The sequence below is a fragment of the Mesobacillus subterraneus genome (genome assembly GCF_003937825.1).
GTDB lineage: Bacteria > Bacillota > Bacilli > Bacillales > Cytobacillaceae > Mesobacillus > Mesobacillus subterraneus.
Genome location: NZ_RSFW01000034.1, coordinates 32903 through 54895, shown reverse-complemented (window position 1 = coordinate 54895; position 21993 = coordinate 32903). Strand labels below are relative to the sequence as shown.

Annotated in this window: 22 protein-coding genes and 2 other annotated features; all 22 genes read left to right on the top strand. The window is 46.0% G+C overall.

What is annotated here, in order from left to right; all coding sequences use genetic code 11:
- Positions 1 to 179 precede the first annotated feature (179 nt).
- The 22 genes from ispD to rpsG all read left to right on the top strand — a co-directional run bounded on the left by ispD (position 180) and on the right by rpsG (position 21975).
- Entirely contained in the window at positions 180 to 875 is a 696-nt protein-coding gene (gene ispD, locus EJA10_RS21910) for a 2-C-methyl-D-erythritol 4-phosphate cytidylyltransferase (protein ID WP_125482158.1), read from the top strand.
- A 94-nt stretch (positions 876 to 969) separates the two neighbouring features.
- Entirely contained in the window at positions 970 to 1452 is a 483-nt protein-coding gene (ispF, locus tag EJA10_RS21905) for a 2-C-methyl-D-erythritol 2,4-cyclodiphosphate synthase (RefSeq protein ID WP_125482157.1), read from the top strand.
- Positions 1453 to 1536: 84 nt separating this feature from the next.
- Positions 1537 to 2994 carry a glutamate--tRNA ligase gene (gene gltX / locus EJA10_RS21900; RefSeq protein ID WP_125482156.1) on the top strand — a complete coding sequence of 486 codons (1458 nt, stop codon included), beginning with the start codon at positions 1537 to 1539 and terminating at the stop codon, positions 2992 to 2994.
- A 111-nt stretch (positions 2995 to 3105) separates the two neighbouring features.
- Positions 3106 to 3333: a binding site (T-box leader), on the top strand.
- A gap of 99 nt (positions 3334 to 3432) precedes the next feature.
- Positions 3433 to 4119: a serine O-acetyltransferase gene (gene cysE, locus EJA10_RS21895; RefSeq protein WP_125482155.1), complete on the top strand. Its 687-nt coding sequence runs from the start codon at positions 3433 to 3435 to the stop codon at positions 4117 to 4119.
- Positions 4109 to 5506 (top strand): cysteine--tRNA ligase, encoded by a 1398-nt coding sequence (gene cysS / locus EJA10_RS21890; protein ID WP_125482154.1) that lies wholly within the window; start codon positions 4109 to 4111, stop codon positions 5504 to 5506. Before cysE ends, cysS begins: the two co-directional genes overlap by 11 nt.
- A 3-nt stretch (positions 5507 to 5509) precedes the next feature.
- A complete protein-coding gene (locus EJA10_RS21885) occupies positions 5510 to 5914 on the top strand; it encodes a Mini-ribonuclease 3 (RefSeq protein ID WP_125482168.1) in 405 nt (134 codons plus the stop codon).
- A 187-nt stretch (positions 5915 to 6101) separates the two neighbouring features.
- The gene (gene rlmB / locus EJA10_RS21880; protein ID WP_125482167.1) at positions 6102 to 6887 is read left to right on the top strand and encodes a 23S rRNA (guanosine(2251)-2'-O)-methyltransferase RlmB; all 786 of its coding nucleotides are present in this window, start codon (positions 6102 to 6104) and stop codon (positions 6885 to 6887) included.
- 2 nt (positions 6888 to 6889) lie between these two features.
- The gene (locus EJA10_RS21875; RefSeq protein WP_125482153.1) at positions 6890 to 7399 is read left to right on the top strand and encodes an NYN domain-containing protein; all 510 of its coding nucleotides are present in this window, start codon (positions 6890 to 6892) and stop codon (positions 7397 to 7399) included.
- A 68-nt stretch (positions 7400 to 7467) separates the two neighbouring features.
- A complete protein-coding gene (gene sigH, locus EJA10_RS21870) occupies positions 7468 to 8118 on the top strand; it encodes an RNA polymerase sporulation sigma factor SigH (protein WP_125482152.1) in 651 nt (216 codons plus the stop codon).
- Between the two features lie 162 nt (positions 8119 to 8280).
- The gene (gene rpmG, locus EJA10_RS21865) at positions 8281 to 8418 is read left to right on the top strand and encodes a 50S ribosomal protein L33 (RefSeq protein WP_125482151.1); all 138 of its coding nucleotides are present in this window, start codon (positions 8281 to 8283) and stop codon (positions 8416 to 8418) included.
- Positions 8419 to 8469: 51 nt separating this feature from the next.
- Positions 8470 to 8652 carry a preprotein translocase subunit SecE gene (gene secE / locus EJA10_RS21860; protein WP_125482150.1) on the top strand — a complete coding sequence of 61 codons (183 nt, stop codon included), beginning with the start codon at positions 8470 to 8472 and terminating at the stop codon, positions 8650 to 8652.
- A 188-nt stretch (positions 8653 to 8840) separates the two neighbouring features.
- Positions 8841 to 9374: a transcription termination/antitermination protein NusG gene (gene nusG, locus EJA10_RS21855; RefSeq protein ID WP_125482166.1), complete on the top strand. Its 534-nt coding sequence runs from the start codon at positions 8841 to 8843 to the stop codon at positions 9372 to 9374.
- A gap of 172 nt (positions 9375 to 9546) precedes the next feature.
- A complete protein-coding gene (gene rplK / locus EJA10_RS21850; RefSeq protein ID WP_142999694.1) occupies positions 9547 to 9972 on the top strand; it encodes a 50S ribosomal protein L11 in 426 nt (141 codons plus the stop codon).
- Between the two features lie 304 nt (positions 9973 to 10276).
- The gene (rplA, locus tag EJA10_RS21845; protein WP_125482148.1) at positions 10277 to 10969 is read left to right on the top strand and encodes a 50S ribosomal protein L1; all 693 of its coding nucleotides are present in this window, start codon (positions 10277 to 10279) and stop codon (positions 10967 to 10969) included.
- Between the two features lie 50 nt (positions 10970 to 11019).
- Positions 11020 to 11156: a sequence feature (ribosomal protein L10 leader region), on the top strand.
- Between the two features lie 31 nt (positions 11157 to 11187).
- Positions 11188 to 11688, top strand: a complete 501-nt coding sequence (gene rplJ / locus EJA10_RS21840) for a 50S ribosomal protein L10 (protein ID WP_125482147.1) — start codon at positions 11188 to 11190, stop codon at positions 11686 to 11688.
- A 57-nt stretch (positions 11689 to 11745) separates the two neighbouring features.
- Positions 11746 to 12108 (top strand): 50S ribosomal protein L7/L12, encoded by a 363-nt coding sequence (gene rplL / locus EJA10_RS21835; protein ID WP_125482146.1) that lies wholly within the window; start codon positions 11746 to 11748, stop codon positions 12106 to 12108.
- A gap of 212 nt (positions 12109 to 12320) precedes the next feature.
- On the top strand, positions 12321 to 12923 hold the full coding sequence (locus tag EJA10_RS21830) for a class I SAM-dependent methyltransferase (protein ID WP_125482145.1): 603 nt from the start codon (positions 12321 to 12323) through the stop codon (positions 12921 to 12923).
- A 245-nt stretch (positions 12924 to 13168) separates the two neighbouring features.
- A complete protein-coding gene (gene rpoB, locus EJA10_RS21825; protein ID WP_125482144.1) occupies positions 13169 to 16729 on the top strand; it encodes a DNA-directed RNA polymerase subunit beta in 3561 nt (1186 codons plus the stop codon).
- Positions 16730 to 16841: 112 nt separating this feature from the next.
- The gene (gene rpoC, locus EJA10_RS21820) at positions 16842 to 20447 is read left to right on the top strand and encodes a DNA-directed RNA polymerase subunit beta' (protein WP_125482143.1); all 3606 of its coding nucleotides are present in this window, start codon (positions 16842 to 16844) and stop codon (positions 20445 to 20447) included.
- A gap of 243 nt (positions 20448 to 20690) precedes the next feature.
- Complete coding sequence (locus EJA10_RS21815) at positions 20691 to 20939, top strand: 50S ribosomal protein L7ae-like protein (protein ID WP_125482142.1); 249 nt, start codon at positions 20691 to 20693, stop codon at positions 20937 to 20939.
- Between the two features lie 101 nt (positions 20940 to 21040).
- Positions 21041 to 21463: a 30S ribosomal protein S12 gene (rpsL, locus tag EJA10_RS21810; protein ID WP_023626436.1), complete on the top strand. Its 423-nt coding sequence runs from the start codon at positions 21041 to 21043 to the stop codon at positions 21461 to 21463.
- A gap of 41 nt (positions 21464 to 21504) precedes the next feature.
- A complete protein-coding gene (gene rpsG, locus EJA10_RS21805) occupies positions 21505 to 21975 on the top strand; it encodes a 30S ribosomal protein S7 (protein ID WP_023626435.1) in 471 nt (156 codons plus the stop codon).
- Positions 21976 to 21993: the final 18 nt, after the last annotated feature.

Here is a 21993-nt window from a genome sequence, read left to right as displayed (position 1 = left end):
CCCGATTCCTTCATCCCTGGAGGAAGGGGATCGACTGCCCGTTTATCTGCAATGGGAAAAATCGCTGCTGCCGGGAGCAGCAGCCACAGTATAGGCTTCTCTTTGAAAAGGGCTGACGTTGAAAATGAACATCAACAGTTAAAAAAGCCTGGGAAAAAAACAGATAGGGAGATTTAATTATGACGTATCAGGTCATTATCCCCGCAGCGGGACAAGGAAAAAGGATGGGTGCAGGTAAAAACAAGCTTTTGCTGACCCTTGAGGGCGTCCCTGTGCTGATCCATACGTTAAAGGTATTTGAAGATGATGCCGAATGTTCAGGTATCATTCTCGCGATCCATCATGATGATGAGGAAGAATTCAGAGCTTTATTGAATACATATGGAATCCGTAAGGTGTCTTCACTGGTAAAAGGCGGAAAGGAACGCCAGGACAGTGTCTATAACGGATTGTTGGCCGTTGGCTCCATGGATGGCATCGTCCTCGTCCATGATGCGGCCCGCCCCTTTATCAAACAAGGAATCATACATGAGCTCGTGGACGCTGCCAGCAAGGAAGGCGGAGCAATTGTGGCCGTACCGGTTAAAGATACGATAAAAAAAGCGGCAGGCAAACTGGTAGCGGAAACGGTAGAGCGATCAAGTTTGTGGTCCGTCCAGACACCTCAGGCTTTCCGTGCCTCAGTATTACTCGAGGCACATAACAAGGCAGCAAGGGAACAGTTCCTCGGTACAGACGAATCAAGCATTGTCGAACGAATCCCGCATCCAGTCAGCATCATTGAAGGAGACTATGATAATATAAAGCTGACAACACCAGAAGACTTATACTTCGCCGAAGCCATCCTGCGCAAACGCAAGGAAACAGGCGTATAAAATGAAATAACACTGTTGATTGTAGTGGAAAGCAAAATCAACAGCCAGTTTATAAGAGTCTTAAAAAAGATTTGAACAAAAGGAGTTATACATTATGTTTCGTATAGGGCAAGGATTCGATGTACATCAATTGACAGAAGGGCGTCCGCTGATCATCGGCGGCATCACGATTCCATATGAAAAGGGATTGCTTGGACACTCAGACGCAGATGTAGTGCTGCATACTGTAGCGGATGCGTGTCTTGGAGCCATCGGGGAAGGGGACATCGGCAGGCATTTCCCGGATACCGACCCTGAATTCAAGGATGCTGATTCTGCGAAATTATTGGAACATGTATGGAAGATTGTGAAGGAAAAAGGATACGAGCTTGTCAATATCGACTGCACGATCATCGCGCAGATGCCAAAGATGGCGCCGCATATCGGGGCGATGCGCGAGCGGATTGCCGGTTTATTGGAAGGGTCTCCTGATCAGGTGAATGTGAAAGCAACCACGACGGAAAAGCTTGGTTTCCCGGGCAGGGGAGAAGGTATCGCTGCACAGGCAGTTGTTTTATTGAAACAGGCAGATAAATAGATTTTTACAGGGCCACAATGGACTTCCGCTTTACCTTTTGAAAATGTTACAATTATGGACAGCTATATTAGAGGAGGATTCACTATGTCATCAGATATCCGTGTGCGTTATGCGCCGAGTCCGACGGGACATTTACATATCGGGAACGCCCGTACAGCATTATTCAACTATTTATTCGCGCGGAACAGAGGCGGGAAATTCATCATCCGCATCGAAGATACAGACAAGAAACGCAATATCGAAGGCGGAGAGCAAAGCCAGCTGAAATATCTTCAATGGCTTGGGATCGACTGGGATGAGAGCGTGGATGTCGGCGGTGAATATGGACCGTATCGCCAGTCTGAGCGCAACCATATTTATGAGCAATACAATCAGGAGCTATTGGATAATGGCCATGCCTATAAGTGTTATTGCACGGAGGAGGAGCTGGAAGCCGAGCGCGAAGAGCAGGCTGCACGCAATGAAACTCCACACTACTCTGGGCGCTGCCGCAACCTGACGCCAGAACAGCGTGAGCAGTTTGAACAGGAAGGACGCCAGCCGAGCCTTCGATTCAAAGTCCCAGCAGGCAAGATCCTGAAGTTCGATGATATGGTAAAAGGTGATGTAAGCTTTGAGTCAGATGGAATGGGCGACTTTGTCATCGTCAAGAAGGATGGCACACCTACGTATAATTATGCAGTTGTCATCGATGACCATTTGATGAAAATTTCCCACGTCCTTCGCGGGGATGACCACATATCCAATACACCGAAACAGCTTGTAATCTATGAAGCATTGGGCTGGGAGCCGCCAATCTTTGGCCACATGACCTTGATCGTCAATGAAAGCCGCAAGAAGCTGAGCAAGCGCGATGAGTCGATCATCCAGTTCATTGAGCAGTATGAAGAGCTTGGCTATTTGCCAGAAGCTTTGTTTAACTTCATCACCCTGCTTGGATGGTCTCCGTCAGGCGAGGAAGAGATTTATTCAAAGGATGAATTCATCGAGATCTTTGATCCGGCAAGACTTTCAAAATCTCCTGCGTTATTTGACCAGCAGAAGCTTGCCTGGATGAACAACCAGTACATGAAGAAGGCGGATCTTGACCGTGTTGTTGAACTTGCGCTGCCACACCTGATCAAGGCAGGAAAAGTAAGCGAGAACCGTACAGAATCTGAGGATGTCTGGGTTCGCGGCCTCATCTCCCTGTACCATGATAAAATGAGCTTCGGAGCGGAAATCGTCGAGATGTCGGATTTATTTTTCCGCGATGAGGTAAACTATGATGAAGAAGCAAAAGAGGTCCTTGCAGGCGAGCAGGTTCCGGAAGTGCTGAAAGCATTCCTTGCAGAAATCGAACAGCTTGAAGAATTCAAGGCGGATGCCATCAAGGCTGGTGTCAAGGCGGTCCAAAAAGCGACCGGCCATAAAGGACAGAAGCTGTTCATGCCAATCCGTGCAGCTGCAACAGGCCAAACGCATGGTCCTGACCTAATGCTTGCGATGGAACTGATCGGCAAGGAGAAAGTGAGCGAAAGAGTCCAAAAGCTGCTGGGCTAATAGCTCCGCTCTGGTGGGAACGACCGTGAAAACGGGCTGATAACTTTTTTAGTTTGTTTTAGTTAACAGATTTGCAAAAATATAATATAGTAAGAGTAATTCCATAAATTTTTTAAAGTGTTGAAGAGGAAAAGTAGAAGGATGACGCTTAGTAGAGAGAACCATCACCGGCTGAAAGTGGTTCAGGCCTCTCATTTTTTGAAATGCGCCTCGGAGCCCCTTTGCGAACGGATTCTTATCTGAGTAGCAATGGGCGGGACCTCCCGTTAACAGGTCAAAGTTGAGGTTGTGTTTTACGGCCTAAACAGAGTGGAACCGCGCATACCAAGCGTCTCTGTCGATCTGCGACAGGGGCGCTTTTTTATTTGTTTGGACCATGATATCCGGCTGGAATAACCGGATTGTCCAGAAAAGGATTAAAGAAAGGGAGGGTTCCTCATGTTTAAAATGCTGAAGGAAGATATAGACGTTGTTTTTGATCAGGATCCTTCTGCCAGAAGCGCGCTTGAAGTGGTTTTGACGTATGCAGGGCTGCATGCGATCTGGGCTCATCGTTTAGCCCATGCCCTTTACAAGCGGAAATTCTTTTTTATCGCAAGGGCGATTTCCCAGATCAGCCGCTTTTTCACCGGGGTTGAAATCCATCCTGGTGCGAAGATTGGAAGACGTTTTTTCATCGACCATGGGATGGGAGTTGTCATAGGGGAAACATGTGAAATTGGCGATAACGTAACCGTGTTTCAGGGGGTCACTCTTGGCGGAACCGGGAAGGAAAAAGGAAAGCGCCACCCGACGGTGAAAGACAATGCTCTGATCGCGACAGGAGCAAAGGTTTTAGGTTCGATCACAATTGGGGAAAATTCTAAGGTAGGGGCGGGATCTGTTGTCCTTAAGGATGTACCGCCGAATTCTACCGTTGTCGGCATTCCTGGCAAGATTGTCATCCAGGATGGCGTCAGAATCAAGAAGGACTTGAATCACCGTGATTTGCCGGATCCTGTGGCGGATCGCTGCAAGGATATTGAAATGGAATTAGATAGACTGAATAAGGAACTCGAAGCAGTCAGGCTGCAAAAAGAACTTGTAGATGCGAAGCAAGGAAGGGGCATGGAAGATGGGAATTAAGATTTATAATACACTGACACGGAATAAAGAAGAGTTTATCCCTTTAGAAGAGGGAAAAGTGAAAATGTATGTGTGCGGTCCGACCGTCTATAACTACATTCATATCGGAAATGCCCGCCCGGCCATCGTTTTTGATACGGTCCGCCGTTATCTGGAGTTCCGCGGCTATGATGTCCGATATGTCTCCAATTTCACCGACGTAGACGATAAGCTGATCAAGGCTGCGAATGAGCTTGGGGTGGATGTTCCTGCGATTGCGGAACGATTCATCAATGCTTATTTTGAAGACGTCCACGCGCTAGGCTGCAAAAAAGCGGATGCGCATCCGAGGGTTACGGAAACGATGGATTTGATCATTGAATTCATAAGCGCCCTGATTGATAAAGGGTTTGCCTACGAGTCAGGCGGAGACGTGTATTACCGCACAAGGCATTTCAAGGAATACGGGAAGCTGTCCCACCAGTCGATTGAGGAACTGAAGGTCGGCGCAAGGATCCAGGTCGGGGAGAAGAAACAGGATGCCCTGGATTTCGTGCTCTGGAAAGCTGCGAAAGAAGGCGAAATCTCTTGGGATAGTCCTTGGGGCAAAGGCCGTCCGGGCTGGCACATCGAGTGCTCGGCGATGGCGCGTGAATACCTCGGGGATACCATCGACATCCACGCGGGAGGACAGGACTTGGCATTCCCGCACCATGAAAATGAAATCGCACAGTCAGAGGCATTGACTGGCAAGACGTTTGCCCGTTACTGGATGCACAATGGCTATATCAATATCGATAACGAAAAAATGTCAAAGTCCCTTGGCAACTTTGTCACAGTGCATGACATCATTAAACAGCATGACCCACAGGTGCTAAGATTTTTCATGCTTTCCGTTCATTACCGTAATCCGATCAACTACAGCGAAGAACTGCTCGAAAAGACAAAGGCTGCTTTCGAGCGTCTGAAGACTTCTTATCAGAATCTGAAGCACCGTCTGGAAGCAACTGCGAACCTTACGGACAACAATCAGGAGTGGCTTGATAAAATCGCTGGGCTGCGCGAAGAGTTCATCAAGGATATGGATGATGACTTCAATACGGCAAATGGGGTATCCAGCTTGTTTGAACTATCAAAGCTCTCCAATTTGTACTTGATGGAAAAGAATACTTCGGAGGAAATCATCATGGCATTCATGAATGAATTCGAAACATTGTTCGATGTGCTTGGTCTTTCCCTGAAGGAAGAGGAGCTTCTTGATGAAGAAATAGAGGCACTGATCGAAAAACGGACTCAGGCCCGCAAGGAAAGGAACTTCCAACTTGCCGACGAAATCCGTGACCAGCTGAAGGAAATGAATATCATCATTGAAGACACACCACAAGGCATCAGATGGAAAAGAGGCTAAATGATGCTGCATTACGAACAAAAAGTAGATGAAAAACAACTGAACAGTCTTGCGCTTGCTTATATGGGTGATGCCGTATACGAACTATATGTCCGGCATCACCTGCTGCACAGCGGCAGAGTCCGGCCGAACCAGCTGCACAAGGAAGCTACGGCCTATGTATCGGCTAAATCACAGGCGAAATACCTCCATAAGCTGCTCGACATGGAAGCATTGTCCGAAGAGGAAATCACCATTGTGAAAAGAGGCCGGAACGCGAAGTCAGGATCTGTCCCGAAAAACACCGATGTCCAAACATACCGTTACAGCACAGCCTTTGAGGCCTTGATCGGTTATTTGTATCTGGCAGGAAATGAGAAACGGATAGAGGAACTGATTACCACTGTATTTGCACTTGCTGAAGAATAGATGGGAGGAACAATTCCACATGAGCCAGAACCAGAAACAAAAACAGAACCGGAACAACAGGCAGAAGCATGAAGATGACAAGAAACGGAAACCAGCTCGGAATCAGGCGCAGAGACAGGATGACAGACCGAAGAGGACAACAGCCAGGGTCCAGGGACAGAAACCAGAACAGAAACGCAGCGACAGCTTGAAGCACAAACCAAGACAGGAAGAGTTCGGCGGCCAAACCGAAAACCAGGATTACATCATCGGGAAGAATCCGGTGATCGAGGCATTGAAATCCGAGCGTGACATCAATAAGATCCTGATCGCGGAAGGGTCGCAAAGCGGTCAAATGCAGCAGGTCATCGGGATGGCGAGGGAAGCCAATGTTATGGTCCAGTTCGTCCCGAAAAAGAAAATCGACCAGATTGCTGACGGCAACCACCAGGGGGTAATTGCCCAGGTAGCAGCCTATGAATACGCAGAAATCGATGACTTGTTCGCGGGAGCGGAAAAGAAAAACGAGGCACCATTCTTCCTGCTGCTTGATGAAATCGAGGACCCGCATAACCTTGGTTCAATCATGAGGACAGCTGATGCTTCGGGAGCGCATGGAATCATCATCCCGAAAAGGCGGGCTGTCGGACTGACGGCGACGGTTGCCAAGGCTTCAACTGGGGCAATCGAATATATACCAGTTGTCAGGGTCACCAATATGGCTCAGACGATTGATGAATTGAAGGGTCGCGGAGTCTGGATTGCCGGGACCGATGCTTCGGCAAAGCAGGATTACCGCCAGATCGATGGAACTCTGCCTTTAGGGCTAGTGATTGGCAGTGAAGGAAAAGGAATGGGCAGGCTTATCCGTGATAAATGTGATTTCCTGTTAAGTCTTCCGATGACTGGACATGTAACATCGTTGAATGCGTCTGTAGCTGCAGCATTGCTGATGTATGAAGTGCACCGTAAACGCCACCCGCTAGGGGAATAGTCATGGACATTCTGCTTGTTGACGGTTACAACATCATCGGTGCATGGCCGGAGCTGAACAGCCTGAAGAAAAAAGAGCTATCGGCCGCCAGAGACAGGCTGGTCGAGATCATGGCCGAATATCAGGCATATACAGGCTATCGTGTCATTATCGTATTTGACGCTCATTTTGTATCGGGAACACAAAAAAAGTATAAGAACTATAAGGTGGAAGTCATTTTTACAAAAGAGAATGAGACTGCCGATGAACGAATTGAAAGGCTGGCAATCGCCCTCAGCAACCGCAAAACACAGATTCACGTGGCGACCTCCGACTTCACTGAGCAATGGGCGATTTTTGGACAGGGTGCGCTCAGGAAGTCAGCGAGGGAGCTGCTCAACGAAACGAATAATATCAGCCAAAATATAGAAAAACATGTGAAGGTCATTCAGCAAGAAAAGCCTAGCGCCAAGATTCCGCTTACAAAAGAAGTGGCAGAAATTTTTGAAAAATGGCGCAGAGGGGAGCAATGACCTGTTGACGCCTTAAAAAAGCCTGCTGTATAATATTTCTAACTGTATGTGCGGGCGGGGGGATCGATATGAGTGCTGACATCGGGAATCGTTTAAATGAAGCTTATATGTTGCTAGAGGATGAAGAAATAGTGGAAGCGGTGCACAGAGGAGAAAGTGACGCGCTTGATTTTCTGATTCACAAATACAGGAACTTTGTCCGGGCCAAAGCACGATCCTATTTTTTGATTGGTGCAGATAAAGAGGATATTGTGCAGGAAGGAATGATAGGTTTATATAAAGCCATCCGTGACTTCCGTGAGGACAAGCTTACGTCTTTCAAGGCATTTGCCGAGCTTTGCATTACCCGTCAGATCATTACGGCCATCAAAACGGCAACCAGGCAAAAACATATCCCGCTGAATTCATACGTCTCCCTGGACAAGCCGATTTATGACGAGGAATCAGACAGAACGCTAATGGATGTATTATCAGGTGCGAAGGTGATGGATCCCGAAGAACTTTTCATCAATCAGGAAGAATTTGACCAGATTGAAGTGAAGATGTCGGAACTGCTGAGTGACCTGGAAAGAAAAGTGCTCGCACTGTATTTGGACGGCCAATCCTATCAGGAAATTTCAGAAGAGCTGAACCGCCATGTCAAGTCCATTGACAACGCGCTCCAGCGGGTGAAGCGGAAGCTTGAGAGATATCTGGAGCTGAGGGAGCTGTCAGTGTAGCTGGAATTGCCCAAAAATAGCCACAAAACTGACTTTTAATCTCAGAACCCCTTATTGACACAATCTATCAGCCATGTTACATTTTTAAAGATATAAGATGGCGGTTTCATAGGATGAAACCAGACTATTGAAGCAGGTGCTGTGTCATGATGAACAAAAAAAGTGACTCTTGCTTGTGGAGAATGCGGTTCGCGCAACTATTCCACCACGAGCAATAAGCAAACACAATCAGAACGGCTTGAACTGAAAAAGTACTGCAGCAACTGCGGTGCCCATACTGTTCATAAAGAAACGAAATAAGGTTTTCAGATAGATCATCATATGGAATTCCGATAAGTTGGAGGTTACAAAATGCAGCGCATCACTAAGTTTTTCAGTGAAGTTGGACGTGAAATGAAGAAGGTCAGCTGGCCTAGACGCAAGGAATTGACTCGTTACACGATTACGGTTCTGTCTACAGTAGCTTTTGCTGCTCTTTTCTTCTCAGTGATCGACCTTGGTATTTCTGAATTGATTCGCTTAATTCTTGAATAACCAATACGGACTCATGGTATAATGGAAAATATAACGCAGGACAAGTTTAAAAGCCCGGATACCGGGTTTTTTATTTGCTTGAAAAAATCACCTGTGCACAGGCAGCGCTCGGCGGGCTGTCAAAGGCAATGACGCTTTTTCGGTGTGCATGTGGAAATGGGGAGGGACGGACGATTTAGTCCTCGATGATGGAAAAGAATTGGTATGTAGTGCATACGTACTCAGGCTATGAGAATAAGGTCAAAACGAATCTTGAAAAACGTGTTGAAACAATGGGCATGCAAGATAAGATTTTCCGCGTGATCGTACCTGAAGAAGAAGAGACGGATTTCAAAAACGGCAAGAAGAAAGTTGTGAAGCGCAAGACATTCCCTGGTTATGTACTTGTAGAATTGGTGATGACGGATGATTCATGGTATGTTGTGCGCAACACGCCAGGTGTAACAGGTTTCGTAGGTTCTGCCGGGGCAGGTTCAAAACCGACTCCGCTTTTGCCTGAAGAAGTCACCTTCATCCTTAAGCGCATGGGCGTGGAGGAAAAGAAAGTCGATGTCAACTTCGAGCTTGGTGAAACAGTCCAGGTCAGCGAAGGGCCGTTTGCCAACTTCACTGGCACAATCGAAGAGATCGACAAGGACAAGGCGAAGCTCAAAGTTCTTGTCAATATGTTCGGCCGTGATACCCCGGTTGAGCTTGAATTTACACAGATACAAAAATTATAATTTGAAATAGCTTGAAATCAACTTTAAAAAGTGTTAATATTTCATAGGTCAGTATGTCTTGGACGATTGACAGATATATGTCAAGTTCTTTATTTTATATAAAGACTTTTAAAATGAGTGGGAGGGGAAAATCCCCTATTACCACATCACGGACTTTAAGGAGGTGTGTCTCGTGGCTAAAAAAGTAATTAAGATGGTTAAGTTGCAAATCCCTGCTGGTAAAGCCAATCCGGCACCACCAGTTGGACCTGCACTAGGTCAAGCCGGTGTTAATATCATGGGATTCTGTAAGGAGTTTAACGCTCGTACAGCTGACCAAGCTGGACTAATCATTCCTGTTGAAATCACGGTTTTTGAAGACCGTTCATTTACATTTATTACGAAAACTCCTCCTGCTGCAGTTCTTTTGAAGGTAGCAGCTGGAATCCAGTCTGGTTCTGGTGAACCAAACCGTAATAAAGTAGCAACAGTCAAGCGTGAGAAAGTACGTGAGATTGCTGAACAGAAAATGCCTGACCTGAACGCAGCTAGCGTTGAAGCAGCAATGCGCATGGTTGAAGGTACTGCACGCAGCATGGGAATCAATATCGAAGACTAATTTCTGCTGCAGAGGATGAATGGGTTGCGGAGCTGAATTAGATTTCACCCGCAACCTTTTGTCTGAAACGGCGCCTTTATGGCGCCTTCGCTTTTCAAGCTCTGGTGCTTTGTTCAAAAGGCACCTCCGCTTTTCGTTGTCTAGCTGCGGCGCCTAACCCCTCGGTCACTTCGGTCCGCCCGTTGAAGTCAAAGAACGACTTCATCGTTCGGCCCTCCAGTGCCTGTCGGGGCTAGACGAGGCGCCTTCGCTTTTCATCGTGGGAGGTTATTCCGTTAAAACCACAATTTAGGAGGAAATAAAAATGGCTAAAAAAGGTAAAAAGTATCTTGAAGCTGCTAAGCTTGTAGATCGCTCTCAAGCATATACAGCTGCTGAAGCAATTGAGCTTGCTAAAAAGACAAGCACAGTTAAATTTGACGCTACAGTTGAAGCTGCTTTCCGTCTGGGTGTAGACCCTAAGAAAGCTGACCAGCAAATCCGTGGAGCGGTTGTGCTTCCAAACGGAACTGGTAAAACTCAACGTGTACTAGTATTCGCTAAAGGCGAAAAGTTGAAAGAAGCAGAAGCTGCTGGCGCTGACTATGTTGGCGATGCAGAATACATCAACAAGATCCAGCAAGGCTGGTTCGATTTCGATGTAATCGTTGCTACACCTGACATGATGGGTGAAGTTGGTAAGCTTGGCCGCGTATTAGGACCTAAAGGCTTAATGCCAAACCCTAAGACTGGCACTGTTACTTTCGATGTAACAAAAGCTGTTAACGAAATCAAAGCTGGTAAAGTTGAATACCGCGTTGATAAGTCTGGTAACATCCACGTACCTATCGGAAAAGTTTCTTTCGAAGACAACAAGCTTGTTGAAAACTTCAACACAATCTTCGAAACAATGATGAAGGTTAAGCCAGCTGCAGCAAAAGGAACTTACATGAAGAACGTTACGATCTCTACTACAATGGGACCTGGCGTTAAAGTAGATCCTTCAACTGTAAAATAATAGTATTTGACAATTAAAGAAGCATTAGATATAATTCTTCTTGTTGTGAAAATAAAATAACATTTGTACCGCAGACAGCAGGGGCTCTTAGCTTAATAACCTGCCGAGGTCATACGATAGATCAACACTTTTACTATTGTATACTTCCTCCGTGTCTGTCCAGATGCGGAGGTTTTTATTTGTTCGGTATAAATGAGAAATCTACAGGAGGTGTAAGGATGAGCAAAGTTATTGAAGTAAAAAAGCAAATCGTTGACGAGATTGCTGGCAAACTAAAAGAAAGCAAATCAACAATCGTTGTTGATTACCGCGGACTTACAGTTTCTGAAGTAACTGAACTTCGTAAAGAGCTTCGTGAAGCAGGCGTAGAATTCAAAGTTTACAAGAACTCTATGACACGCCGTGCTGCTGAAGCTGCTGAACTTGCTGACTTAAACGCATCTTTAACAGGTCCTAACGCAATCGCGTTCAGTACTGAAGATGTAGTTGCACCAGCTAAGATTCTTAACGAATTCGCTAAAAAGCATGACGCTCTTGAAATCAAGGCGGGCGTGGTTGAAGGCAACATCGTTACAGTAGAAGAAATCAAGGCACTTGCAGACCTACCGTCTCGCGAAGGTCTACTTTCTATGCTACTCAGCGTACTTCAAGCTCCAATCCGCAATCTTGCTCTTGCTGCAAAAGCTGTTGCAGACCAGAAAGAAGAGCAAGGCGCGTAAGCTAAAAATAATTACCGTTTAACAATAAAAAATTAACCTATTAGGAGGAAACAAATCATGACTAAAGAACAAATCATTGAAGCAGTTAAAAGCATGACTGTTTTAGAACTTAACGATCTAGTAAAAGCAATCGAAGAAGAATTCGGCGTAACTGCTGCTGCACCAGTTGCAATGATGGGTGGAGCTGCTGGAGCTGTTGCTGAAGAGCAAACTGAATTTGACGTAGTTCTTGCATCTGCTGGCGACCAGAAGATCAAGGTTATCAAAGTTGTACGTGAAATCACAGGTCTTGGACTTAAAGAAGCAAAAGAACTTGTTGACAACACTCCAAAAGCTCTTAAAGAAGGCGTTTCTAAAGAAGAAGCTGAAGAAGTTAAAGCTAAGCTTGAAGAAGTTGGAGCTAACGTCGAAGTTAAGTAATCAACCTTACAACAAAAAGCTCGCTGCTACAGCGGGCTTTTTTTTCGCTTTATATCTAATGGAAGAGTTTGTATCAGGAAAACCTGATTCGGCCCTTCTTGATTAGAACACCTCTGTTTTTTGCTTTTTAAATTTAAAAAGTTTATAATACCGCAGTAGCAATGCAATCCGCAATCGCATTCTTCAATATGTCCCCGTGGAGGTGAGAGATTTTGACTGAACATTATTACTCCCGCAAACCCAGTACTGAAAGCAATCCGGTAAAATGGCAAAGTGAATTGAAAGGGAACAGCTTCCGCTTTAAGACGGACAGCGGTGTTTTTTCAAAGAAGGAAGTTGATTTTGGTTCAAGGCTATTGATTGACACCTTTGAACTGAATAATCCTGATGGGATGATTTTGGATGTTGGCTGCGGCTATGGGCCAATTGGGCTTTCGCTGGCAAAGGCCTATCCTGATGCGACGGTCCACATGGTGGATGTGAATGAGAGAGCGATCATGCTTGCGAAGGAAAATGCGGCAGAAAATAAATTAGATAATGTGAAAATCTATGAAAGTGACCGATTGACCGGAGTAGAAGAAAACGGATTTACTGCAATTTTGACCAATCCGCCAATCCGTGCCGGCAAGAAGGTTGTTCATGAGATCTTTGAACAAAGCGCCATGCATCTGGCAGAAGAAGGAGAACTCTGGGTGGTCATCCAGAAAAAGCAGGGTGCTCCATCTGCGATGGAAAAAATGAAGGAACTGTTTGGCAATGTAGACATTGCGGCTAAAAGTAAAGGATACTTTATTCTCAAATCTGTAAAATGTTGACGTGAGAAAACCGCTATGTTAATATTATAAAATGCCAATATATTAGTTTCCTTTTCATATGCTAATTTCATCGAAAGTTGTATAATTTTGGGCATAAAGGGAAAACTAACAAAATAATTGTTCGTTGCAGGAATTGTGGTTTTTAGGTGAAAACCCTTTTTCTTTTTGTCTTTTGAAATGGAGGGAACTTCATGGACAAGACAGGGATAGATGAATAATAACGCTTGATTTGAGGGGTGAATCAGTTGACAGGTCAACTAGTTCAGTATGGACGACACCGCCAACGTAGAAGTTATGCTCGCATCAGTGAAGTTTTGGAATTGCCGAATTTGATTGAAATTCAAACCTCTTCCTATCAGTGGTTTCTTGATGAGGGCCTCCGGGAAATGTTCCAGGACATTTCACCGATTGAAGACTTTACTGGTAACTTATCGCTAGAGTTTATCGATTACAGTCTTGGCGAACCGAAATATCCAGTGGAAGAATCAAAAGAAAGAGACGTCACGTACTCTGCACCTTTGCGAGTTAAGGTCCGCCTTGTGAATAAGGAAACAGGTGAAGTAAAGGACCAGGACGTTTTCATGGGCGATTTCCCGCTTATGACAGAGACTGGCACATTTGTGATCAATGGTGCTGAAAGGGTTATCGTATCTCAGCTTGTCCGTTCACCAAGTGTGTACTATAGCGGAAAGCTGGATAAGAACGGCAAGAAAGGTTTTTCTGCTACCGTGATCCCGAACCGCGGCGCCTGGTTAGAGTATGAAACAGATGCCAAGGATGTTGTATATGTAAGGATCGATCGTACGAGGAAGCTCCCTGTTACGGTTCTTTTGCGTGCATTAGGGTTCGGTTCTGATCAAGAAATCATTGATCTGATCGGTGATAACGAATATATCCGTAATACTCTTGAAAAAGACAATACGGAAAGTACGGAAAAAGCGCTCCTTGAAATTTATGAGCGTCTCCGTCCTGGCGAACCGCCTACAGTTGACAACGCTAAAAGCCTTCTGGTATCAAGATTCTTTGATCCTAAGCGCTATGACCTTGCAAATGTAGGTCGTTATAAAATCAACAAAAAGCTTCATATTAAAAATCGTTTATTCGGGCAAAAGCTTGCAGAAACATTAGTGGATCCGGAAACAGGAGAGATCATCGCAGAGAAAGGCGTCACCCTTGACCGCCGTACTTTGGATAAGATCATCCCTGCGCTGGAGAGCAATGTTGGCTTCAAGACTTCAAGCCCTTATGGCGGCGTGGTTGAAGAGGACATCAATCTGCAAAGCATTAAGATCTATGCGCCTAATGATGAAGGTGAAAAAGAGATCAATGTATTGGGGAATGCGTATGTACCTGAAGCAATCAAGAACATCACGCCTGCTGATATCATTGCATCCATCAGCTACTTCTTTAACCTGCTGCATGGTGTAGGCGACACGGATGATATCGACCATTTAGGAAACAGACGCCTTCGTTCTGTTGGTGAACTGCTTCAAAACCAATTCCGTATTGGTTTATCGAGAATGGAGCGTGTCGTTCGTGAAAGAATGTCCATCCAGGACACAAACACAATCACACCTCAGCAATTAATCAATATTCGCCCGGTTATCGCGTCCATTAAAGAGTTCTTTGGAAGCTCCCAGCTTTCCCAGTTCATGGACCAGACAAACCCGCTGGCTGAATTGACACATAAAAGGCGTCTTTCTGCATTGGGACCTGGTGGTCTTACACGTGAACGCGCTGGCTTCGAAGTGCGTGACGTTCACTACTCCCACTATGGTCGTATGTGTCCGATTGAAACGCCTGAGGGACCAAACATCGGTTTGATCAACTCACTTTCAAGTTTCGCGAAGGTAAACCGCTTCGGATTCATCGAGACTCCGTACCGCCGTGTTGACCCTGAGACAGGAAAAGTGACAAGCCATTTCGATTACTTAACAGCTGATGAAGAAGATAACTATGTTGTGGCACAGGCGAATGCTCGCCTTGATGATGACGGCTCCTTCCTGGATGAAGAAGTTGTTGCGCGTTTCCGCGGTGAAAACACTGTTGTCAAGCGTGACCGTGTCGATTACATGGACGTCTCGCCAAAACAGGTAGTATCTGCAGCGACAGCGTGTATCCCGTTCTTGGAAAACGATGACTCGAACCGTGCCCTCATGGGAGCGAACATGCAGCGTCAGGCTGTTCCATTGATGCAGCCTGAAGCACCGATCGTCGGAACAGGAATGGAGCACGTGAATGCAAAGGATTCCGGTGCAGCAGTCATCTGTAAGCATGAAGGAATCGTTGAGCACGTTGAAGCCCGTCAAGTATGGGTGCGCCGCGTGACTGAAGTGGACGGACAGGAAGTCAAGGGAGACCTTGATAAGTACCGTATGCTTAAGTTCATCCGTTCCAACCAGGGCACATGCTACAACCAGCGCCCGATCGTAAGCGTTGGGGACCGTGTAGTGAAAGGAGAAATCCTTGCTGATGGTCCGTCTATGGAAAAAGGTGAACTGGCACTCGGACGGAATGTCCTTGTTGGCTTCATGACATGGAATGGTTACAACTACGAGGATGCGATCATCATGAGTGAGCGCCTCGTTAAGGATGATGTGTATACATCGATCCATATTGAAGAATATGAATCAGAGTCCCGCGATACAAAGCTTGGGCCTGAAGAAATCACACGCGATATTCCAAACGTCGGGGAAGATGCTTTAAGAAACCTTGACGAGCGCGGAATCATCCGTGTCGGTGCCGAAGTCAAGGACGGAGATCTTCTTGTAGGTAAGGTAACACCTAAAGGGGTTACTGAGCTTACAGCAGAAGAACGCCTCCTTCACGCAATCTTCGGTGAAAAAGCAAGGGAAGTCCGCGATACTTCATTGCGTGTTCCACACGGCGGCGGCGGGATTGTCCTTGACGTCAAAGTTTTCAACCGCGAAGATGGCGACGAGCTTCCTCCTGGCGTAAATCAGCTTGTCCGTGCTTACATCGTTCAGAAGCGTAAGATTTCTGAAGGTGATAAAATGGCAGGACGACACGGTAACAAAGGGGTTATCTCGAAAATTCTTCCGGAAGAGGATATGCCTTTCCTACCGGACGGTACACCAGTCGATATCATGCTTAACCCTCTAGGGGTTCCATCACGTATGAACATCGGTCAGGTGCTTGAGCTCCACCTTGGTATGGCTGCACGCTACCTTGGAATCCATGTTGCTTCACCAGTATTCGATGGTGCCCGTGAGGAAGATGTATGGGCGACGATCGAGGAAGCAGGCATGGCAAGAGACGCGAAGACCATCCTTTATGATGGACGCACAGGCGAACCGTTCGATAACCGTGTATCAGTCGGTGTCATGTACATGATCAAGCTTGCTCACATGGTAGACGATAAGCTTCACGCTCGTTCTACTGGACCATACTCACTTGTTACGCAGCAGCCACTTGGCGGTAAAGCCCAGTTCGGCGGACAGCGTTTCGGGGAGATGGAGGTTTGGGCGCTTGAAGCATACGGCGCCGCATACACATTGCAGGAAATCTTAACTGTCAAGTCCGATGACGTTGTCGGACGTGTTAAAACATATGAAGCGATTGTTAAAGGTGAAAACGTACCAGAGCCAGGTGTCCCTGAGTCATTCAAAGTATTGATGAAAGAACTTCAGAGTCTTGGTATGGATGTTAAGATCCTTTCAGGCGATGAAAAAGAAATCGAAATGCGCGACTTCGATGATGAAGAAGAACTGCAGCATGCTGAAACATTGACAATTGCTCCGGAAACAGAAGAAATGAATTCTGAAAAAGTAGGAATGAAAGAATAGGTCCATCTAATTGGCACACGTGTACAAACAGTTGAATAACAGTATTGTCCACGTGTGTTCCTCTTTGATGGCCATAAGGGTAAAACCCTAGATTAAAAGGGAGGTAGGCCCCTTGCTAGATGTTAATAATTTTGAGTACATGAAAATTGGCCTCGCTTCACCAGACAAGATCCGTTCTTGGTCTTTCGGTGAGGTAAAAAAGCCGGAAACAATCAACTATCGTACTTTAAAACCAGAAAAAGACGGCTTGTTCTGTGAGCGTATCTTCGGACCGACAAAGGACTGGGAATGTCATTGCGGAAAGTATAAGAGAGTCCGCTACAAAGGCGTTGTCTGTGACCGATGCGGTGTTGAAGTTACACGTGCCAAAGTTCGCCGTGAAAGAATGGGGCACATCGAACTTGCAGCTCCTGTATCACACATTTGGTACTTCAAAGGGATTCCTAGCCGCATGGGACTTGTTCTTGACATGTCTCCGCGTGCACTTGAAGAAGTCATTTACTTCGCTTCATACGTGGTAACGGAAACTGGTGATACTGCGCTTGAGAAGAAGCAGCTGTTATCAGAGAAAGAATACCGTGCTTACCGCGAAAAATACGGCAACAAGTTCCAGGCATCAATGGGAGCTGAAGCCATCAAAAAACTGCTTTCTGATATCGACCTTGATAAAGAAGCAGACATGCTTAAAGAAGAATTAAGAACTGCTCAAGGCCAGCGCCGTACACGCGCGATCAAACGCCTTGAAGTAGTAGAAGCTTTCCGTGGATCAGGCAATGAACCATCATGGATGATCCTTGATGTGCTTCCTGTCATTCCGCCGGAACTTCGCCCGATGGTACAGCTTGATGGAGGACGTTTCGCGACATCCGACCTGAACGATTTGTACCGCCGTGTTATCAATCGTAACAACCGACTGAAGCGCCTTCTTGATCTTGGTGCACCAAGCATCATCGTCCAGAACGAAAAGCGTATGCTTCAGGAAGCTGTTGATGCCCTGATCGATAACGGCCGTCGTGGCCGTCCGGTTACTGGACCTGGTAACCGTCCGTTGAAGTCGCTTTCCCATATGCTTAAGGGTAAGCAAGGCCGCTTCCGTCAAAACCTTCTCGGTAAGCGTGTTGACTACTCTGGTCGTTCGGTTATCGTCGTAGGTCCAAACCTGCATATGTACCAGTGCGGACTGCCGAAGGAAATGGCTTTAGAGCTATTCAAGCCGTTCGTCATGAAGGAATTAGTACAAAAGGGCTTAGCCCATAACATAAAGTCTGCAAAGCGCAAGATCGAGCGTGTCCAGCCAGAGGTATGGGATGTTCTTGAAGATGTCATCAAGGAGCACCCGGTATTGCTGAACCGCGCCCCAACTCTTCACAGATTGGGTATCCAGGCGTTTGAGCCGACATTGGTAGAAGGACGCGCAATCCGTCTTCACCCGCTCGTATGTACAGCTTATAATGCTGACTTCGACGGTGACCAGATGGCAGTCCACGTACCATTATCTGCTGAAGCCCAGGCGGAAGCACGCCTATTGATGCTTGCTGCTCAGAACATCCTGAACCCTAAGGATGGAAAGCCGGTTGTTACTCCTTCCCAGGACATGGTTTTAGGTAACTATTACCTGACTCTGGAAAGAGAGGGTGCAGTTGGCGAAGGAATGGTGTTCAAGGATTCAAACGAAGCATTGATTGCATATCAGAATGGCTATGTACATCTTCATACTAGAATTGCTGTTGCCGCGTCATCACTTGGCAACCAGACACTCACAGAAGAGCAAAATGGCCAGCTCCTGATCACGACAGTCGGAAAGCTGATTTTTAACGAAATCCTTCCAGCTTCCTTCCCTTACATCAATGAGCCTTCCAAGCAAAACCTCGAGGAGAAAACTCCAGAGAAGTATTTTGTGGAAAAAGGTGCGGATGTCAAGGAAGTTATCAAGTCAATGCCATTGGTGGATCCATTCAAGAAGAAAATTCTTGGAAACATTATTGCAGAAGTATTCAAGAAGTTCAAAATCACTGAAACATCAAAAATGCTTGACCGTATGAAGGGACTTGGATTCACTTACTCGACAAAAGCGGGTATTACGGTTGGTGTGGCTGATATCGTGGTTCTTAAAGAGAAGCAGGAAATCATTTCAGAAGCACAGACTAAGGTAGATAATGTTCTTAAGCAGTTCAGACGTGGTCTAATCACCGAAGATGAGCGTTATGATCGCGTAATTTCTATCTGGAGCCAGGCAAAGGATAATATCCAGGCTAAGCTGATGAAATCACTAGATAATTCAAACCCAATCTTCATGATGAGTGACTCCGGTGCCCGTGGTAACGCGTCCAACTTCACGCAGCTTGCTGGTATGCGTGGTCTGATGGCCAACCCGGCTGGACGAATCATTGAGTTGCCGATCAAGTCATCCTTCCGTGAAGGTCTGACTGTATTGGAATACTTCATCTCCACACACGGTGCTCGTAAAGGTCTTGCCGATACTGCACTTAAGACTGCTGACTCAGGTTACCTGACTCGACGTCTTGTTGATGTAGCCCAGGATGTCATCGTTCGTGAAGATGATTGCGGAACAGACAGAGGCTTGTTCATCAAAGCGCTTAAGGATGGCACTGAAGTCATCGAGCCGCTGGAAGAGCGTTTGATTGGCCGTTATGCACGTAAAGCAATCAAGCATCCTGAAACAAAAGCTGTTATCATCCCTGAAAACGGCTTGATTACAGAAGATTTGGCAACTGAAGTTGTCGATTCTGGAATCGAAGAAGTGTGGATCCGTTCTGCATTTACTTGTAATACACGCCACGGCGTATGTAAGAAGTGTTACGGACGCAACCTTGCGACTGGCCAGGAAGTCGAAGTTGGCGAAGCAGTCGGTATCATCGCTGCCCAGTCGATCGGTGAACCAGGAACACAGTTGACGATGCGTACATTCCACACAGGCGGGGTAGCAGGAGACGATATCACACAAGGTCTTCCGCGTATCCAGGAATTGTTCGAAGCACGTAATCCTAAAGGGCAAGCTGTCATCTCTGAATTGGAAGGTGTCGTAGTAGGCATCAACGAAGGAAAAGACCGTCAGCAGGAAATCGTTATCCAAGGTGAAATTGAAAGCCGCACTTACACTGCGCCATATACAGCTCGTCTGAAAGTGGCTGTAAATGACCATGTGGCCCGCGGACAGGAACTCACTGAAGGTTCGATCGATCCTAAGGAACTCCTCAGAGTCAAAGACGTTCAATCCGTGCAGGAATACTTGCTGAAAGAAGTTCAGAAGGTATACCGTATGCAGGGTGTTGAAATCGGCGACAAGCACGTAGAAGTAATGGTGCGTCAGATGATGCGCAAAATCAGGGTGATCGACGCTGGTGAAACAGATGTACTCCCAGGTACACTGCTTGAAATCCATCAGTTTACAGACGCTAACCGCAAAGCACTTTTAGAAGGGAAATTGCCGGCAACAGGCCGTCCAGTTCTGCTTGGTATCACCAAAGCATCGCTTGAGACGGACTCGTTCCTATCAGCAGCTTCCTTCCAGGAAACAACGAGAGTGCTTACTGATGCAGCGATCAAAGGCAAGCGCGACGAGCTTCTCGGCCTGAAAGAAAATGTTATCATCGGTAAACTTGTGCCGGCAGGAACAGGAATGCAGCGCTACAGAAGAGCTGAGCCAATCCTGAAGCCAGAAGAAGAAAATGCCGAAGATGCGATTTCTGTAGAATAAGGTTATAAGCATAATGAAATCCGCGGTGCTTTCTATCATGATAGAAAGTGCCGCGTTTTTAAAGAAAAGGGAAAAAGGACAAACTGACCCAGTGAGGTTAAGAAATAAATCAGTTTAAAACAACAGATCTATGAATAAAGTTATATTTTACCGAAATTATTTTTTTGATTTTGTTGACATCATTCTCATGAGATGTTACTATTTCAAAGGTGCTCCTATTTACCGGTTACTTTGGAGGATATCATGTCTTATGAAAAAGTAGCTCAAGCTAAAAAGATAATAGTAGGATCAAAGCAAACAGTGAAGGCACTGAAGGCTGGCGAAGTAATGGAACTGGTCATTGCACAGGATGCTGATACGAAAGTGACAGTAAAACTTTTGCAGGCTGCCAGGGAAATGAACACCGCTATCACCTATGTCGACTCTATGAAAAAATTAGGGAAGGCATGCGGGATTGCCGTTGGGGCTTCAGCTGTAGCGATAACCAAGTAAAAACTGTTTTTGCAGTAGACTGCAAGAACTTTGTTTTTTGTAAAAAAATGAACCACCTGGATGTGTGGGCTTACACAAAATGTGAAGGGAGGAAAATGATCATGCCTACAATTAACCAATTAGTGCGCAAGCCACGTAGCTCAAAAGAGGAGAAGTCAAAATCTCCAGCGCTTAATAAAGGTTACAACAGCTTCAAAAAAGCACAAACTAACGTTTCATCTCCACAAAAGCGTGGTGTATGTACGCGTGTTGGTACTATGACTCCAAAGAAGCCGAACTCAGCGTTGCGTAAATACGCTCGTGTACGTTTGACTAACGGAATCGAGGTAACAGCTTATATCCCTGGTATCGGGCACAACCTTCAAGAACACAGCGTTGTTCTTATCCGTGGAGGACGTGTAAAAGACTTACCGGGTGTTCGTTACCACATCGTTCGTGGTGCTCTTGATACTGCTGGTGTTAACAACCGTATGCAGGGCCGTTCTAAGTACGGTACTAAGAGACCGAAAGCTGCAAAGAAATAATAAATCAAAACTAACAACCCTTTCTGAAAGGAGGAAATTACATGCCACGTAAAGGTCCAGTTGCAAAGAGAGACGTATTGCCGGATCCGATTTACAACTCAAAGCTTATCACTCGTCTGATCAACAAAATGATGATCGATGGTAAGAGAGGTAAATCACAAAAGATCCTTTATTCAGCTTTTGATATCATTCGTGAGCGTTCAGGCAAAGAGCCTATCGAAGTATTCGATGCAGCTCTTAAGAACATCATGCCTGTTCTAGAAGTAAAAGCACGCCGTGTAGGTGGAGCTAACTACCAAGTACCAGTTGAGGTGCGTGCAGACCGCCGTACAACTCTTGGTCTTCGCTGGTTGGTAAACTACTCACGTCTTCGTGGGGAGAAAACAATGGAAGAGCGTCTAGCTAACGAAATTCTTGACGCTGCTAACAACACTGGTGCTTCAGTTAAGAAGCGTGAAGATACACACAAGATGGCTGAAGCGAACAAAGCATTCGCTCACTATCGCTGGTAGAATTACCTTCAATCTAAA